This is a genomic window from Arthrobacter sp. zg-Y877 (assembly GCF_030373105.1).
In the GTDB taxonomy this organism is placed as follows: Bacteria; Actinomycetota; Actinomycetes; order Actinomycetales; family Micrococcaceae; genus Arthrobacter_B.
Window position 1 is genome coordinate 39,492 of record NZ_JAUCPU010000002.1, and the last position, 16,202, is coordinate 55,693.

The following is a 16,202-nucleotide window of genomic DNA, read 5'->3' on the forward strand; positions in this document are numbered from 1 at the left end:
ACGATGCACCCCACAGACGACGTCACCGCGAAACAGGCCGCCGAAACATGGGAGTCGCTGTTCCGCGTCCAGGTCGGCGTGATGCGGCGCCTGCAGCGGGACCCGGAATTCCGGGAACTCACCATGCGGGAGTACGACGTCCTGTTTAACCTGACCCGTTGCCCCGGGGGCTGGACCCGGCTGAACGAGCTCAATGAACACCTGCTCATCAGCCAGCCCAGCCTGAGCCGGATGGTGGACCGGCTTGAGGCCAGGGGACTGGTGCAGCGCCGCCCGGCCGAGCAGGACCAGCGCGGCGTGGAACTCTCGCTCACCGATGAGGGACGGGCCGTCCAGCGCCGCCTGGGCCGTATCCACGTACGCGGCATCCAGAAACTGCTGGCACCTGCCCTGGACAGCGCGGAACTGGCACAGCTGAAGGAACTCACGGACAAGGTCCTGGCGAGCCTGGCGGACCCGAGCGGGGACTAGGCAGCCGCCTCCGTCAGCGGAGGGTCGGCAAACGCGAGCCTGGGCACCAGCAGCAGGACAGCCGCCGCGATAAACGCCGTCACGGAACACACGGCCCAGACCGTCAGGTAACCCTGCAGCGGGGCCACCGTCCCGGCGTCCGCGGATCCGCCCGAGAGCGCGTCAGCTGCCGCGCCCGCCAGCGCAATCCCAAAGACCGCCGAGGCGAAGGACCCGCCGATGGTCTTGGTGGTGTTGGTCAGCCCGGTCGCCATGCCGGTCCGGTTCAAAGGCGCCGCGGCGGCAGCAGCCGAGGGAAGCGCGGCCACCAGCGCCCCGGAACCGAGCCCGGCCACCACCATGTTCACCAGGGCCTGCGGCAGCGTGTCGTGGAAGGGCAGGAAGAGTCCGTACCCGATGCCCACCAGGAGCGATGCCCCCACCAGCGTGTTCCGCGGAGTGGTCCGCCGGGCCGCCAGGGGGAAGAGCAGCGCACCTAGAAGCAGGGCGAAGACGTAGGTACCGATGATGATGGACACCTGCGAGGCCGCCAGTCCCAGGCCGTAGCCGTGCAGTCCCGGATCGGTGCGGGCAAACGTGGACATGGGCGCCTGGGCACCAAGGACCGAGATGCCGAACAGCCCCGCGGTGAGCTGGACCGGCCACATGGACGGGCTGCGCAGCATCCGGAAGTCCACCAGCGGGTCCTTCTGCCCCAGTTCATACCGCACAAAGGGAACAAACACTGCCGCACCGGCGGCCAGGACGGCCCATACCCACCAGGTCTCCGGGCCGTTGATCCGCAGGAAGGTCAAGCCGGAGGTCAGCAGCAGCAGCCCGGCAGCCAGCAGCACGAACCCGGTGCGGTCCACGGTGCCGCCGTCCAAAGCGGTGGATTCGGGTACCCCGAAGTGCACCGCGAAGATGCACAGGGTCACCGCAGCCGCGGGCAGGCACAGCGTCAGCCACAGCGGGAGGTGCTCCACCAGGACCCCGCCCAGCAGGGCTCCGCCGATCACCCCCAGCTCGAGGGCGCCGACCAGCAGGCCCGCCGCCTTGCGGGTGAGGACCGCACGGTCCGGCGCATGCCGCAGCCGGCTGAAGATCAGGGCGATTTCCATCGGCAGCCAGACCACGTAGAAGCCCTGGAACGACCACGCCGCCAGGAAGGTCCAGAAATCCGGTGCGAAGGCCACCCCCCAGGACGCTGCAGCCGTCAGGACCGTGGCGGCCAGCAGGATGCGTTTGTGCCCGTAGATGTCGCCGAGTTTGGCCAGGATCGGTACGGCCAGCGCACTGAGCATCAGCTGGGCGGATTCAAACCAGTTGACGTCGCCGTCGTCGATCTTCAGGTGCCGGGCAATGTCGGTGAGCAGCGGCGTGTAGTAGCCCTGCAGGATACCGCTGGTGATTTCCACCAGTACCAGGAACCACACGAGGGGTCCGATCATGCGTAGCCCGGACGCGGAGGGCGCGGGCATCAGAGCGCACCCATCAGCGATTTGTAGAAGAGGATGCCTTCGCCGAAGGTCTCAATGCCGAGGCGTTCGTTGTCGGCGTGGATGCTGGCCCGGTCCGCAGCACTCATACGGAACGGGGCAAACCGGTACACGGCGTCGCAGATGGAGGTGAAGCGGCGCGCGTCGGTTCCGCCCAGCATGATGTACGGCACCGGAACGGCGTCCGGGAAGCAGCCCTTGATGGTGTCCGAGAGCAGGGTGAACTGGGCGTTGTCCGTCGCGGAGACCGGAGAAGGCTCGTTGCCCTCGACCACGCGCAGGCTCACCTTGGGGTCACGGATAATCGACCGCAGACGCGCCACCGTCGATTCCACCGTCTCCCCCACGGCCACCCGGATGTTGGCGTTGGCAGTGGCCCGCGTGGCCAGGACGTTGGATCCCTTGCTCCCCCGCAGCTGGGTCACGGCGACGGTGGTGCGGGTCATGGCGTTGGGTTCGCCGCCAAGGAGGCCGAACACCCGGGTCAGCACACTGCGCAGACGGCCTGCGTTGGCCAGGACCAGGCGCGGCAGCAGCGGCGCCGCCGCGGACAGCCGCTGGATCATGTCCACGCTGACGTCCGGCAGGGATGCCGGGAACGGGCGTTGGTCCAGGCGGACGACCGCGCGGGCCAGCCGCGCCGTCGCGCCCATCCGGTGCGGCGTGGACGCATGCCCGCCGGCGTCCTCCACCGCCAGTTCGACGTCGAGGATGCCTTTTTCGGAAACGCCGACGACGGCGAGCGGCACAGACACGAACGGGAACGCGCCGGAGGCCACCGCACCCCCTTCGTCCAGCACCAGCCAGGGACGGATGCCGCGTTCAGCGAGCAGGGCAGCCGCAGCAGCAGCCGTGTCGCCGGCCGTCTCCTCGTTGTTGCCGAAGGAAAAGTAGATATCCGCCGCCGGTGCGAACCCCTCGGCGAGGAGCTGTTCGGCCGCTTCCATGACTGCGGCCAGCGCGCCCTTGTCATCGAGGGCGCCGCGGCCCTCGATGGTGGTCTCGGTGACCGTGCCGGCGAACGGCGGATAGTCCCACCGGTCCGGGTCCTCCACGGGGACCACGTCATAGTGGGCCATCAGCACCGTGGGACCCCGGCCGTCCGCCGCGCCCGCGGCAGGCTCCGCCGCGGCTTTCCCGGGCCAGCGGTACAGCAGTCCGAAGCCGTTGACCCGTTCCAGCTGCAGGGCTGTGGAAACACGTGGAAAGAGTTCGGGCAGCGCGGCGATGAAGGCCTCGAACTGGTCCGTCTCGACCTCCCCGGGCACCCGCGAAGAGACAGTGCGGCAGGTCAGGAGCCGGGCAAGCTTGGGGGCAGCCATGTGGCCCAGGAGTGCCGCGGACGGCGCGGGGGTGGTAAGCATGGGGCGAGTGTAACCGGAGTGCCGTGGGCCACAGTCAGCCGTGGAAGGAATGTTACTGAGCAGCAACCAACTGTGGCGGGTCAGGCCTCCGGGGCTGCCGCAGCGTGCAGCAGCGGCAGCATCCGCCCCTGGAAGTGCGTGTTCAGCACAATGACCGAAGAGGTCCGCAGGACGGTGTTGGTGGCCACGATCGCGTCGATCACCCGCTGCAGGTCCGAATTGGACCGCGCGGCAACCCGGGCCAGCAGGTCGCTCTCCCCCGACACGGTATGCACCTCCTGGATTTCCGGAATCCGGGACAGCGCCGCGACCACGGCATCATGGCCGGTGTCCTGGCGGATGGTGAGCGAGCAGTAGGCGACGACGTCGTAGCCCAGCGCCTCGGCGTCGATCCGCGGACCCCAGCCGGCGATCACGCCTGTTTCCTGCATCCGGTCCAGGCGTGCCTGCACCGTGGCCCGGGCGACTGAGAGCCGGCGCGAGGCCTCCAGCACCGACATCCGGGGGTTGTCGGTGAACAGGGTGACGATACGGGCGTCCAGCGCGTCGGTGGGCATGGGGTCCTTTCCGGGACTAAGCACAGGCAGTGTACAAATTGTAGAGGCAGCACGGCTGTCCGCCGGAACCGGGCACACACAAAGCGGCCTTAAGATGGAATCAGGTGTACATTTCCGCAGCGGCTTCCCCGCCTGCCGGCGGACCCACCGGCAGCCAATCCGTTCGTTCTAAGGCCTCTCCCGTTATGCCCAGTTCCACCCGCCCGTCCAGCGCTGATACTGCACTTCCGGCGGGGGAACCGTCCGGTACGCGGAAGATGCAGCCGAGGCACCTCGTCCTGATGAGCCTGGGCAGTGCCATCGGCACCGGCCTCTTCGTGGGCTCCGGGGAAGGCATCGCAGCAGCCGGTCCCGCCGTGCTGATCTCCTTCCTGATCGCCGGAACCATGGTGATTCTCATCATGCGCATGATGGGCGAGATGGCTGCGGCCGACCCCAGCAGCGGGGCGTTTTCCGTGTATGCGGAGAAAGCCCTGGGACGTACGGCCGGCACCACTGTCGGGTGGATGTGGTGGTTCCAGATCGTGATCGTCATAGCCGCGGAGGCCACGGCCGCTGCCGCCATCGTCGCCTCCCTGGTTCCCGGCGTCGAACAGTGGGTGCTGGCCCTTGCCTTCATCATCGTGTTTACCGCCGTCAACCTGGCCGGGGCTGCCAGCCTGGGTGAATTCGAGTACTGGTTCGCGATCCTCAAGGTTGCGGCAATCATTATCTTCCTGGGCGTCGGCGTTGCCTTTGTGGCCGGCCTGCTGCCCGGTGTCCCGTCACCGGGCACCTCCAACCTCTTCGGCAACGGCGGCTTTATGCCCAACGGGCTGACCGGCGTGGCCTCGGGCCTGCTGCTGGTGGTGTTCGCCTTCGGCGGCACCGAGATCATCACCATCGCGGCGGCGGACACCGAAGAGCCGTCCAAGAACATTGCCGGAGCGATCAACTCGGTCATCTGGCGGATCCTGGTCTTCTACATCGGCTCCGTCCTGGTGATGGTCACCGTGCTGCCCTGGGACAGCGAAGCCCTCAGCACCGGGCCCTTCGTGGCCGTCCTGCACGCCGCCCAGGTACCCGGCGCTGACACCGTCATGGCCGTCGTGATCGTCATTGCGCTGCTGTCGGCCATGAACGCGAACCTCTACGGCGCGTCCCGGATGATCTACTCCCTGGGCGAGCGCGGCCGGGCACCGGCAGCCCTGGGCCGGCTCGGGTCCGGAGGGGTGCCGCGCCGCGCGGTGCTGGCCTCGGTGGTCTTCGGCTTTATTGCCGTGGTGCTGAACTACCTTTACCCCGAGACGGTGCTGATGATCCTGCTCAACACCGTCGGTTCCACCTGCCTGGTGGTCTGGGGCATCTCCATCGTTTCGCAGATCATCCTGCGCAAGCGCGCGGAAGCGGCCGGCGTCGAACTCAGCTTCAAGATGTGGGCCTTCCCCTGGCTCTCCTACTTCGCCCTCGCCCTGCTGGCGGGCATCGTCATTCTCGGGTTCTTCGATCCCGACGTCCGCGTCCAGCTGCTGGCGACGGCGGCGCTGAGCACCCTCCTGGTGCTGCTGGCCTGGTCCTTCGAGCGCCGGAGCGCCGCCAAGGCCCGCACCGCGCCCCGCAACCCGGCGGAATAGCCGGGCGGGGTCAGGCCCGGAGCATGCCTTAGGCAAACTGCCATGCCCAGGTGCCGGCTGACCGACACATTTGTACAGACTGTGTCATGTTCCTGATGCTGTTTGCCCACTGTGGCGCAAGGCACTAGGTTGCGGACTATGGACAATAATCTGCAGCCTGCGGCCCTGCCCGCGGAGGAACTCCGGCAGCTTTACCGCCTGGTCACCGCCGTCCGGCAGCTGGACCTCGCCGCGATCGCCTGGCAGCGCCAGGGCATCATTCCCGGCTACGCCCCGGAACTGGGCCAGGAAGCGGCCCAGGTGGGCAGCGCTTTCGCCATGGACCCCGAACTGGACTTCGTTTTCCCCACCTACCGGGAAATGGGGGTTGCCCTGACCATGGGCGTGGACATGACCGCCTATATGTCCACCCACAAGGCCAGCTGGCACGGCGGCCTCTACGATCCGGTGCAGACCCGGCTTGCTCCGATCCAGGCAGTGGTCGGCGGATCAGTGCTGCACGCCGTGGGCTGGGCACACGGCCAGACCCTCTCCGGCACGCGCGGCGTCGCCCTGACCTATTTCGGCGACGGCGCGAGCTCGCAGGGCGATGTCCATGAAGCGATGAACTTCGCCGGCGTGCTGAAAGCACCGGTCATTTTCTTTGTCCAGAACAACGGCTGGGCCATTTCGCTGCCCACCGAGGCCCAGGTGGCCGGCGGCACCGTCGCCGCCCGTGCCGCCGGGTACGGCATCAAAGCCATCACGGTGGACGGCAACGACGCCGCCGCCGTCGTCCTCGCCACCCGCGAGGCCGCCGCGCATGCCCGCGCCGGACACGGACCCGTACTGATCGAGGCCATGACCTACCGCCGCGGCCCGCACTCCACCAGTGATGATCCCGGCAGGTACCGCAGCCTGGAGGAGGAGCGCCGCGACGCCGGCGCCGACCCGGTCCAGCTGCTCGCCGACCGGCTCCTGGCCGAGGGAATCGCGGACCGCGGCTTCCTCGACACCGCACTGCAGGACGCGAATGCCAATGCCGACCGCGTCCGCGAAGGCGTTATGCAGCTGGGAGCCCGGCCCGGATCCGAAATGTTCGACTTCGTTTTCGCCGAACCCACCGAAGCACTGAAGGCCCAGGCCCGCGCCTGGCGGGAGGAATCCGAACATGTCTGATCAGCAAAGCACCACGGCGGTCGACGCCGTTCCCTCCTCTGACCTGGAAGCCGCCGCCCGGAACGCCGGGCAGGCCCGGTCCGGTCCGGTCCCCTCCCCCGCGGACGGCGCAGGACGGGTGGAAAACCTGTCGATGCAGGCGGCCCTGAACCGCGCCCTGGCCGAAATCCTGGCGGAGGATCCCAAAGCCGTGGTCCTGGGCGAAGACGTGGGGCGGCTCGGCGGCGTCTTCCGGATCACCGACGGCCTGCAGCAGCGCTTCGGCGCCGACCGCGTCTTTGACACCCCGCTGGCTGAATCCGGCATCCTCGGTATGTCGGTGGGACTGGCGATGGCCGGTTTCCGTCCCATTCCCGAAGTGCAGTTCGACGGCTTCGCCTACCCCGCCGTGAACCAGATCATCACCCAGCTGGCCCGGATGAACTACCGCAGCCGCGGCACCCTGCCGATGCCGGTGACGCTGCGGGTGCCCAGCTTCGGCGGCATCCGCGCCCCCGAACACCACGGCGAATCCCTCGAAGCGCTGTTCGCCCATGTGCCGGGACTGAAGGTGGTCTCACCGTCCAGCCCGCATGAGGCCTACCACCTGCTGAAGCACTCCGTGGCACGTCCGGACCCGGTGATCTTCATGGAACCGAAGTCCCGGTACTGGCAGAAGGGCGATGTGGCCCTTGACGACGCCGGCCCCCTGGAGGGCGCCAAGGTGGTCCGCCCGGGCAAACACGTCACGCTGGTGGCGTGGGGTGCCATGGTGGCCCGCTGCCTCGCCGTGGCCGAACTGGCTGCCGAGGACGGGATCGAGGTGGAGGTCCTGGACCTGCGCTGGCTGAAGCCGATCGACGCCGACGGACTGGCGGCCTCGGTGGCACGGACCCGGCGCGCCGTCGTCGTCCATGAGGCGCCGCTGACCTCCGGCCTGGGCGCCGAGGTGGCCGCCCTGATCACCGAACGCTGCTTCGACACCCTGCGCGCACCGGTTGGGCGGGTCACGGGATTCGACGTACCGTATCCCTCAGGCGATCTTGAAGACGAATACATTCCGAACATCGACCGCATCCTGTTCGGAATCCAGCGAGTATTGGAGTACCGGCGTGGCTGAAATCCCCTTCCCCCTTCCCGACCTCGGCGAAGGCCTGATCGAAGCGACCGTGCTGGAATGGCTGGTGGCCGAGGGCGACCAGGTGGAACGCAACCAGCCGCTCGTGGAGGTGGAAACCTCCAAATCCGCTGTTGAGCTGCCGTCCCCGCAGGCCGGACGCGTGGCACGCACGTACGGCGAACCCGGTGAAAAAATCAACGTGGGCGAGCCGCTGATCGTCTTCGAGGTGCCCGACAACACGGCCGGCATCGTCGGCACGGTCCCCTCGGAGGCACCGGCCCGGCGCCGGGTCCGCCTGACCGCCGTTCCGGACGAGGACTAGGCGGTGGCCGGCCCGGGTTCCGTGGTGGAAGGCACCAACCCGCACCTGCTGGTGGAGATCACCGAGCCCGACGGCGGTACGGGTGCCGTGGGTGCCCTGCGGCCGGTGCTGCTGCTGCACGGTTTTGCCTCCAGCTCGGAGTTGAACTGGCAGACCTCGGGGTGGATCCCCGCCCTGACCGCCGCCGGCCGGCGCGTCATCACGGTGGATCTTCCCGGCCACGGCGGCAGTGCCGCCCCGGACGACCTTGATTCCTACCGTCCAAGCCGCATCCGGGCGGACCTGCTGCAGGTGCTGCAGGACGCCGGGGTATCCCCTCTCACGGACAACGATCCCGCCAGCGGCCTGGACATCATCGGCTATTCGCTCGGCTCCAGGCTCGCCTGGGAATTCGGGGCGACCCAGCCCGAACTGGTGCACCGCATGGTGCTGGGCGGGCCGGGCAGCGGCGACCCGCTGGCCGACTTCGACCTGGACGCCGCCCGGGAAGCGGCGGCCGGCGGGGCACCCGTGGCGGATCCCGGCACCGCCGAACTGCTGCGGATGGCACAACTGGTCCCGCAGAACCGCCTGACCGCCCTGTTCCGGATGATCGAAGCCATCAAGGAGGAGCCCTTCTCCCCCGCCGCGGCCGTGCCGGCCATGCCGCTGCTGCTGGTCGCCGGGGACCGGGACGCGCTGGCGGTCACGGCACCGGAACTGGCGGCCCTGAGCGGTTCCGCCGAACTGGTGCAGCTTCCTGCCCGCACCCACACCAACGCCGTGACCTCACGGGCGTTCAAGAACGCCGCCCTGGAGTTCCTGAACGGCTGACGCCCGGAGGTTACAGCTTGGTCACATACGCCGGATTTTGCCGCCGACACGCAGATCCGGGCGCTAAGATGGGACCGCTGGTGGGCTAGCCTGAGATTGATCAGCGTACTGATTGTTTCAGGCCCTCTTCCTGCTTCACCGTTTACCCCTCTAGGAGGACACCCGTGGATGTACTCCTTGGGCACCGCTACCGCACCACCGAACTCATAGGGTCCGGCGGTGCCGCATCGGTGTACCGGGCAGTGGACCAGAACCTCGGGCGGGAAGTCGCCGTCAAGATTTTCGGTGCCGGGATCCACGGAGACGACGAAGCACGCCGCCAGCAGACCGAGATGCAGCTGCTGGCAACCCTGACCCACCCCGGCCTCGTGACGCTCCTGGACGCCGGAGTCACCGTTGACTCCGAAGGCCGGACGTCCAGCTACCTCGTGATGGAACTCGTTGACGGGCCGGACCTGCGCGGGAAGCTCAAAGAGGGTCCGCTCTCCTCAACCGCCACGGCAACGCTCGGCGCGGATGTGGCCGACGCCCTGAGCTACGTGCACAGCAACGGAGTCATCCACCGCGACGTAAAACCCGCGAACATCCTGCTGTTCCCCCAGGAAGACAAAGACACCCGGCTGTATCCGCGGCTCACGGACTTCGGGATCGCCCGGATGGTTGAGGCCACCGTCGCCACGGCCCACGGCGCCACCATCGGAACAGCCAACTACCTGAGCCCGGAACAGGCGCAGGGCGCCGCCGTGGAACCGCGCACCGATGTGTACTCCCTGGGCCTGGTGCTCCTGGAGTGCCTCACCGGCGAAAAGGCGTTCCCCGGCCCCATTGTGGAAGCCGCCGTGGCACGCCTGCTCCGGGACCCCGAGATCCCCGAATGGGTAGGTTCCGACTGGACTGACATCCTGCGTGCCATGACGTCCCGCCTGGTTGATGCACGCCCCGAGATCCACGACGTGGCGGTGGCGCTTCGCTCCCTCGCTTCCGAAGCCCTCCTGCTGGACGGTCCCGGAATGGCGGCTCCGCCGCAGGACGGCACCCCGGACAGCTCAGCGGACAGCCAGCCGGTCACCGGCGAACCCGCCACGGGCGGCGTCACCACAGGGAACATCTACATTCCGGCTCCGCCGGCGCATGCCCCCAGCCTGGGGTAGGCGCTTTCGATAAAGCCAACGCAAAAACGGATCGGTCCCGAGGGGCCGATCCGTTTTTTCTTGCCTGGAGTATCCGTGCGCCGAACAGGGACGCCTATTTGCCGTCGTCGGCCGCGTCGTCCTCTTCGGGCTCAAAGTTCGAGGGTTCCTCGGTGCTCGCGGCCGCGATTCCATCCTCACTCTGGGGGATGGTGCCGTCCGGGCCCTGCGAACCGGTCTTCGGCTGATCTTCGCGGCCGGATTCCTTGTTTCCCATGGTGTTTCTCCTTTGTGATGCTCGCTGGCCTACTTATCGATACTAGGCCAACCGTGGCGCAGCCAACACCTGCGGACGGTTCAGGCCTGCGCTTGTTTCCGGGACGCGTTCCGCGACGCTGCGCGGACGGCAACCAGGCTCAGGACCAGAAGGGCCGCGGCGGACGCCGTCGGCACCATAAAGGCGTGGCTGTAGCCATGGGAGTCCGCCAGCCGTCCGGCTACGGACGAACCAAGCGCGGTACCGGTGACGACGCCGCTGGCCAGCATGGTCATGACGGTACCCATCAGTTCACGGGGTGCCACAATGGCGCCGATACCGAAGATGCTCACCATGGTCGGGCCTACCGGGATGCCCAGGACCAGCAGCACCACAACCATGGTGCCGATATCCGCGGGCAGGAAAAGCAGGAGAGTGAATGCGGTCATGGCAGCGGCGCACAGCACCCACCGGCCGGCCGTCCCGAAACGCTCGGGCCAGAAGGCGACGGAAAGGGCTGCGACGGCGGAGCTGAGCGCCATGACGGCGTAAATCAGGCCGGCCGACGAGGCGACGCCGAAGCTGCCGGCAAATGCCGTCAGGCTGGTCTGGGTGGAACCGAAGAACGATCCCATGGCGACCATGCCCAGCACAGGAACCATGATGACCAGCCACTGCGGACGGTTCACCGGGGCCGTATCGTCTGCCTGTCCGGCGGCGGGAGCCACACCCTTGCGGGAAGTCCTGGCCCGGCGGGCTGCGGGAACCACGTGCTCCACGGTGCGGTGCACGGCAAACGCAGTCACCATGCTCGCGGTCAGCACCGCGGCGAGGGCCAGCGGCATCCAGGGGGCGACGGCGGCCGCGAGGAGGCCCACGAGGGCCGGACCCAGCACGAAGGTCAGTTCATCTGCTGTGCCTTCGTAGGCGAGGGCCGTGTCCATTTCGCGTCCCTGCGGCCGGCGTGCGGTCATGGCCATCCAGCGGACGCGTGCCATGGGTCCGACCTGCGGGCAGGAGATGCCCATAAACAGGGCCGCGGCCAGCATCCAGAGCGGACCGTCGGAGGGGTCCAGCAGTGCCGCTGAGAGCAGGAACAGGCCGATGGCTACGGGGTTCAGGACGGCGGTGCCCAGCAGGACGGGACGCTGTCCGATCCGGTCGGCGAGGTAGCCCAGCAGCGGGGCGCCCACGGCCGAACCGATACCCACACCGCCGGCGGCGAGGCCGCCGAGGGCGTAGGAGCCGGAAACTTCGGTGATGAGGGTAAGTGCACCGACCGTAAGCATGGCCAGGGGCAGCCGTGCGAGGAAGGCGACGGGGAAGAAGGACTTGCCGGCCAGTGCGAAGATCGCCTGGTAGCGGCCGCCCGGTGAGGATGCTGCCGGTGCTGCGGCGTTATGTGCTGAGGCCTCGTGAACTGCAGTGTCTGCGGCTGCGTTGGCCGCGGCAGCGGTGACGGCCGGGGTGGGGGAAGTGTTGTTGTGGGTCATGGTGCGGTATCCAGGTACGTCGAACCGCACACCGTCCCCCCTCCCGGTGTGCCCGACCCTAGTACCCGTCGATTTTACCCACGCCCTGCCGCTCGACCTAACCCGGGGTTCACCCGACCAGCACGTCCCCGGCGCTGTAGCGGACCGTGGACCCGCTTCGGCCCTTCAGGATCTGGAGCTGCGCCGGGATCCGCTGTTTCATTTCGGCCACATGGCTGACCAAACCGACGACGCGGCCGCCGTCGCGCAGTCCCTCAAGCGCGTCCATGACCTGTTCCAGGGACTGCTCGTCGAGGCTGCCGAAACCTTCGTCCACAAACAGGGTCTCGATATTCACGCCCCCGGCTTCCTGCTGGACCACGTCGGCCAGGCCCAGGGCAAGGGCCAGCGAGGCCATGAAGCTTTCGCCGCCGGACAGGGTGGAGGTGTCCCGCCGCTGGCCGGTCCATTCGTCCGTGACGTGCAGGCCCAGGCCTGCCTTGCGGTTTCCGGACTTGGAATCGCTGTGCACCAGCGCGTACCTGCCGCCGGTCATTGCGGCGAGCCGTTCCGTGGCCGCGGCCGCCACCTGCTCCAGCCGGGCGGCGAGGACGTAGGTGCTCAGCGTCATCTTGTATTCGTTCTCTCCCCCGCCCCTGGCAGTGTCCGTGACTGACTGCAGCAGGTCCCGGCGGGCCCGCAGGGGCGCTGTGCGTTCAAGCGCCTCCACCAGTTCCGCCGAATACTCCGCGAGCCGGATGGCCGAGCCTTCCAGCAGCCGGACGAGCAGGGCCGCTTCTTCCTGTGCCTTCCGTGCCGCCGCGGCCTGTTCCGCTGCTTCGGCCACGTCTTCCTCATCCGGCACGGCCAGCGGCTCCCCCGCTGCGTCCTCCGGTCCGGCGGCAGCCTGGGCCTCCCGCCGCAGCTGCAGCCTCCTGCCCTGCTCTTCCCACTCCGCGACCGCCGAGGCATAGGAGTCGGCGGTTCCGGGATCCAGCAAGGCGGCAGAAACCTCTGCCGCGGATCCGAACGCGGTGCCGGACAGTTCAGTCTCCAGTTCAGCGGTTGCCCGGGCAGCTTCCTCGTCAGCGGTGTCCGCCGCCCCGGCTGCTTCCCGGGCTGCTGCGGCCAGCTGCGCAAACGCTGTCAGGGCCTGGACCCGTTCGCTGATGCTGCCGAAACCGCTCAGTGCCGCCGCCGTGCGGTCCGCCAGGTCTGCGGCCTGCTCCCGGGCTGCCCCGGCACGGGAATCGGCTTGGGCGGCGGCGATAAGTGCCTCGGAACGGGCTGTTTCAGCAGCCGCAAGTTCCGTCGCGATTGCCGCCAGGCGCCGGCTGGCCTGCGCCAGTGACCGGACTGCGGCGCGGGCGCTTTCCACGTCAGCCCGGGCAGCATCGAGCTGCTCCTGGGCCTGGTCCATGTCTCCCCCGCCGCCGCGGGCCCGCAGCGCCGCTGCTTCCTCGGCCGCCGTCCCGGCCAGGCGCCGTGCGTCGTCGTAGGCAGCCTCTGCCTTGCCGGCACGTTCCTTGGCTTCCTGCTCGGCTTCCCGCGTCACCGGCGCTTCGCCGTCGGGAAGGGCTGCCGGACGGGGATGCTCCGCGGCGCCGCAGACAGGGCAGGGCTCCCCGTCGGCCAGCTGCTGCGCCAGTTCGGCCGCGGACTGGTCCAGTCTGGCCTGCAGCAGGTCCTGCCACGCCTGACGGCGGTCCTGGTATTCCTGGCGCGCGTCGGCGGCTGTCTTTTCGGCTGCCTCCGCCCGCTCGTTGGCCACGGCGTAACCGCTGATGGTTGCCACCAGTTCTTCCGCAGCGGCCAGGGCGGTCTCGGCCCGGGATTCACCTTCCGCGAGCCGTTCCAGTGCGGCTGCTTCGCCTGCCAGTGTGGATTCTTCCACCCGCAGGGAATCCAGTTTTCCGGCGGCGTCGGCCGCCTGCACCCGGAAAGCCTCCGCGGCATCCGTCTCCGCCGCGGCGCGGGCGAGCAGGGCCGAGGTCCGTTCCTCATCCTCCAATGCGGCGCGGGCGGCTGCCAGGTCCGCGCCGATCAGTGCCTCCAGCCCCTCCGGCAGACCGGTTCCGTCCTCCGGGAGCGCACTGTAGGCAGGAGCCAGCCGGTGACCGGCCAGGTCCTTCAGCGTTGCCGAAGCCGCGGCACGCCGGTTTTCCGCCCGCCGGGTGGCTGCGTCGGCTGCCCGTACGGATCCTGCCAGCAGGGACGCGGCTGCGTGGGTTGCCAGTGCCGCCCGCTGGGGGTCAATGTCCGCTTCCACGGCGGCGTGCTGGGCTTCCTCCCGGACCAGCTGCTGGAGGGCAAGGCCGCGGGCCCTCAGACGCTCCAATTCCTGCAGGTGCTTCTCCGCACGTTCCCGCGCCGTCCGCAGCTCGGCGAGCTCCTTGCGGGCAGCTGCGCTCCGGGAGTCCAGTTCGGCCCGGAACTGCGCTATCTCCGTTTCGGCCTCATCCGTTCCGGCCGTGTCGGGTGCTTCTACTGTGTCAGCCGTGTCGGCGGGGTCGGCCTGCTGCGATCCGGCCGTCAGCTCGTCGCGGTAGCGGCGGATTTCGTCGCGGGCACGGCGCAGCACATGCTCGGACTCCTCCTGCGCGGCGTCGAAATGTTCGGTGGCTTCGATCAGCTCCACCTTGAGACGGCGTTCAATGTCTTCGAACCGGGAGGTTCCGAACAGCTGCTGCAGAAGCTGCTCGCGGGAGGCTGCGTCAGCGCGGAGGAAGGCGGCGAAATCCCCCTGCGGCAGCATCACGACCCGGGTGAACTGCTCCCGGTTCATTCCGAGCAGTTCGGTGATTTCCGCCGCCGCTTCGTCATTGCGGGAGGACTTCTGGACCCAGGCACCGTCGACAAATTCGCGCAGCAGGGTCTTGGCCTGCTCGGTCACAGTGCTTTTCCCGCCCGACCGCTTGGCCGGACGCTCCCACTGGGGGCTGCGGACAACTTCGAAACGCCGCACACCGGAGCTGAACTCGCAGACGACCTCCGGTGCGGTGTCCGGTCCGGCGTGGTCGCTGCGCAGCCGTCGCCCCTGCTGGCGGGCGCCCGGAACAGTGCCGTAGAGGGCGAAGCAGATGGCATCGAGCACGCTGGTCTTGCCGGCACCCGTGGGCCCGTTCAGCAGGAAGAGCCCGTGGGCGCCGAGTTCATCAAAGTCGATGGTCTGCCGGTCCGCGAAGGGGCCGAAGGCCTGCATTTCCAACCGGTGGATTCTCACTGTGCAGCCTCGCGGACCTTGTCCAGGATTTCGATGAAGAGGTCTTTTTCCGCATCCGCCGCACTGCGCGAGCGGACATGTTCAAGGAAGCCGCAGCAGATATCCAGATCGTCGGTGGCCTTGGCCAGCCGTTGGCTGTAGGTCTGCGCCGGTCCGCGGGTGCCGCCCTCCGGGTCAAAGGCCAGCACCAGGGTGTCGGGGAACCTGCGGCGCAGCAGTTCCATGGCCTTCGCTGGACGCTGGGCGTCCGTCAGGGTCACCTGGCAGTACGCGTCCTCCGCGTCTGCCAGGCCCGGGTCAGCGAGCAGCTCCTCCAGTTTTCCGCGCAGCACGGCCAGCCTGCGCTGCACCGGCCAGGTGACCGGTTCCACCGAGACGAGGCCGCCGCCGTCGAACTCCAGCAGCCAGCCGCCCTTGGCCTGGCGCGCCTCCGAGAAGGAATACGGCAGCGGAGAGCCGCTGTAGCGCACCGTGGGGCTGAGCTGCTGGCGGCCGTGGAGATGGCCCAGGGCGGTGTAGGAGAACTCCTCGAAGAGATCCAGCGGCACGGCGCCCAGGCCGCCCACGGCGAGGTCGCGTTCGCTGTCGCTGCTGATGCCGCCGCTGGCGAAGGTGTGGGCCAGCACCACCGAGGAGACGGGTGCGCCGGCCTGCTCCCGGGCCAGGATGTCTTTGCGGATCCGCTGCACGGCGGCTTCGGTGACGGAGAAATGGTTGGGGAGTTCGACGCCGAGCTCCCCGGCGGCGAGCCGCGGTTCCAGGAACGGGATGCCGTAGATGGCCACGGGCCTGCCTTCCAGGGGCAGGATCACCGGCCGGGCAATGTCCTCATACCGGGTCCTCAGGTGGACGCCGGCACGTTCAAACAGCGCACTGCCGAAACCGAGCCGGGCCGCGGAATCATGGTTGCCGCTGGACAGCACGACTGCTGCGCCCGCGCCGGTGATGCGTGCCAGGGCAGAATCCAGCAGGCGTACGGTGTCCACCGCTGGAAGCGCCCGGTCATACACGTCACCGGCAATCAGGACGGCATCTATCCGCTGTTCCCGGACAGTGTCCACGAGCCGGTCGATGAAATCAGCCTGGGCATCGAGCATTCCGACGCCGTGGAAGGACCTGCCCAGGTGCCAGTCTGAAGTGTGCAGTAAACGCATGTTTCAAAACTACAGCCCGGCTCCGACAGTTAACGGATCGGGGGCAGCGGCGTGTGCCACTGCCCCCGGGTGTCCTGCTAGCTAAAGCCGGA

At 68.4% G+C, this 16,202-nt stretch carries 14 protein-coding genes; 7 read left to right on the top strand and 7 right to left on the bottom strand.

What is annotated here, in order from left to right:
* Window positions 1–3: 3 nt before the first annotated feature.
* Window positions 4–471: a MarR family winged helix-turn-helix transcriptional regulator gene (locus QNO03_RS04315; RefSeq protein WP_289602097.1), complete on the top strand. Its 468-nt coding sequence runs from the start codon at window positions 4–6 to the stop codon at window positions 469–471.
* On the opposite strand, the gene QNO03_RS04320 is transcribed toward QNO03_RS04315, so the two are convergent.
* From QNO03_RS04320 to QNO03_RS04330, 3 genes are all read right to left on the bottom strand, one after another.
* Entirely contained in the window at window positions 468–1,901 is a 1,434-nt protein-coding gene (locus tag QNO03_RS04320; protein ID WP_289602099.1) for an MFS transporter, read from the bottom strand. The two genes, QNO03_RS04315 and QNO03_RS04320, sit on opposite strands and share 4 nt — an antisense overlap.
* A 29-nt stretch (window positions 1,902–1,930) precedes the next feature.
* Entirely contained in the window at window positions 1,931–3,313 is a 1,383-nt protein-coding gene (locus tag QNO03_RS04325; protein WP_289602101.1) for a M20/M25/M40 family metallo-hydrolase, read from the bottom strand.
* An 80-nt stretch (window positions 3,314–3,393) separates the two neighbouring features.
* The gene (locus tag QNO03_RS04330; RefSeq protein WP_229950775.1) at window positions 3,394–3,870 is read right to left on the bottom strand and encodes an Lrp/AsnC family transcriptional regulator; all 477 of its coding nucleotides are present in this window, start codon (window positions 3,868–3,870) and stop codon (window positions 3,394–3,396) included.
* A gap of 281 nt (window positions 3,871–4,151) precedes the next feature.
* Between QNO03_RS04330 and QNO03_RS04335 the strand changes: the two genes are divergently transcribed.
* The 6 genes from QNO03_RS04335 to QNO03_RS04360 all read left to right on the top strand — a co-directional run bounded on the left by QNO03_RS04335 (window position 4,152) and on the right by QNO03_RS04360 (window position 10,026).
* Window positions 4,152–5,483: an amino acid permease gene (locus QNO03_RS04335; RefSeq protein WP_289602103.1), complete on the top strand. Its 1,332-nt coding sequence runs from the start codon at window positions 4,152–4,154 to the stop codon at window positions 5,481–5,483.
* Window positions 5,484–5,621: 138 nt separating this feature from the next.
* On the top strand, window positions 5,622–6,641 hold the full coding sequence (locus QNO03_RS04340; protein ID WP_289602106.1) for a thiamine pyrophosphate-dependent enzyme: 1,020 nt from the start codon (window positions 5,622–5,624) through the stop codon (window positions 6,639–6,641).
* Between the two features lie 133 nt (window positions 6,642–6,774).
* Window positions 6,775–7,740, top strand: coding sequence for an alpha-ketoacid dehydrogenase subunit beta (locus tag QNO03_RS04345; RefSeq protein ID WP_229950850.1), 966 nt, complete (start codon window positions 6,775–6,777; stop codon window positions 7,738–7,740).
* Window positions 7,733–8,062 (top strand): biotin/lipoyl-containing protein, encoded by a 330-nt coding sequence (locus tag QNO03_RS04350; protein WP_229950768.1) that lies wholly within the window; start codon window positions 7,733–7,735, stop codon window positions 8,060–8,062. The genes QNO03_RS04345 and QNO03_RS04350 overlap by 8 nt, the downstream gene beginning before the upstream one ends.
* 3 nt (window positions 8,063–8,065) lie before the next feature.
* Window positions 8,066–8,875 (top strand): alpha/beta fold hydrolase, encoded by an 810-nt coding sequence (locus QNO03_RS04355; protein ID WP_289602108.1) that lies wholly within the window; start codon window positions 8,066–8,068, stop codon window positions 8,873–8,875.
* Between the two features lie 164 nt (window positions 8,876–9,039).
* Window positions 9,040–10,026, top strand: a complete 987-nt coding sequence (locus QNO03_RS04360) for a serine/threonine-protein kinase (protein ID WP_289602109.1) — start codon at window positions 9,040–9,042, stop codon at window positions 10,024–10,026.
* Between the two features lie 94 nt (window positions 10,027–10,120).
* Here the strand turns inward: QNO03_RS04360 and QNO03_RS04365 are convergent, their stop codons facing one another.
* The 4 genes from QNO03_RS04365 to QNO03_RS04380 all read right to left on the bottom strand — a co-directional run bounded on the left by QNO03_RS04365 (window position 10,121) and on the right by QNO03_RS04380 (window position 16,110).
* Complete coding sequence (locus tag QNO03_RS04365; RefSeq protein WP_229950763.1) at window positions 10,121–10,282, bottom strand: hypothetical protein; 162 nt, start codon at window positions 10,280–10,282, stop codon at window positions 10,121–10,123.
* Window positions 10,283–10,362: 80 nt separating this feature from the next.
* Entirely contained in the window at window positions 10,363–11,754 is a 1,392-nt protein-coding gene (locus QNO03_RS04370; protein WP_289602110.1) for an MFS transporter, read from the bottom strand.
* Between the two features lie 109 nt (window positions 11,755–11,863).
* Entirely contained in the window at window positions 11,864–14,956 is a 3,093-nt protein-coding gene (locus QNO03_RS04375; protein ID WP_289602112.1) for an AAA family ATPase, read from the bottom strand.
* The gene (locus QNO03_RS04380) at window positions 14,953–16,110 is read right to left on the bottom strand and encodes an exonuclease SbcCD subunit D (RefSeq protein WP_289602113.1); all 1,158 of its coding nucleotides are present in this window, start codon (window positions 16,108–16,110) and stop codon (window positions 14,953–14,955) included. The genes QNO03_RS04375 and QNO03_RS04380 overlap by 4 nt, the downstream gene beginning before the upstream one ends.
* Window positions 16,111–16,202: the final 92 nt, after the last annotated feature.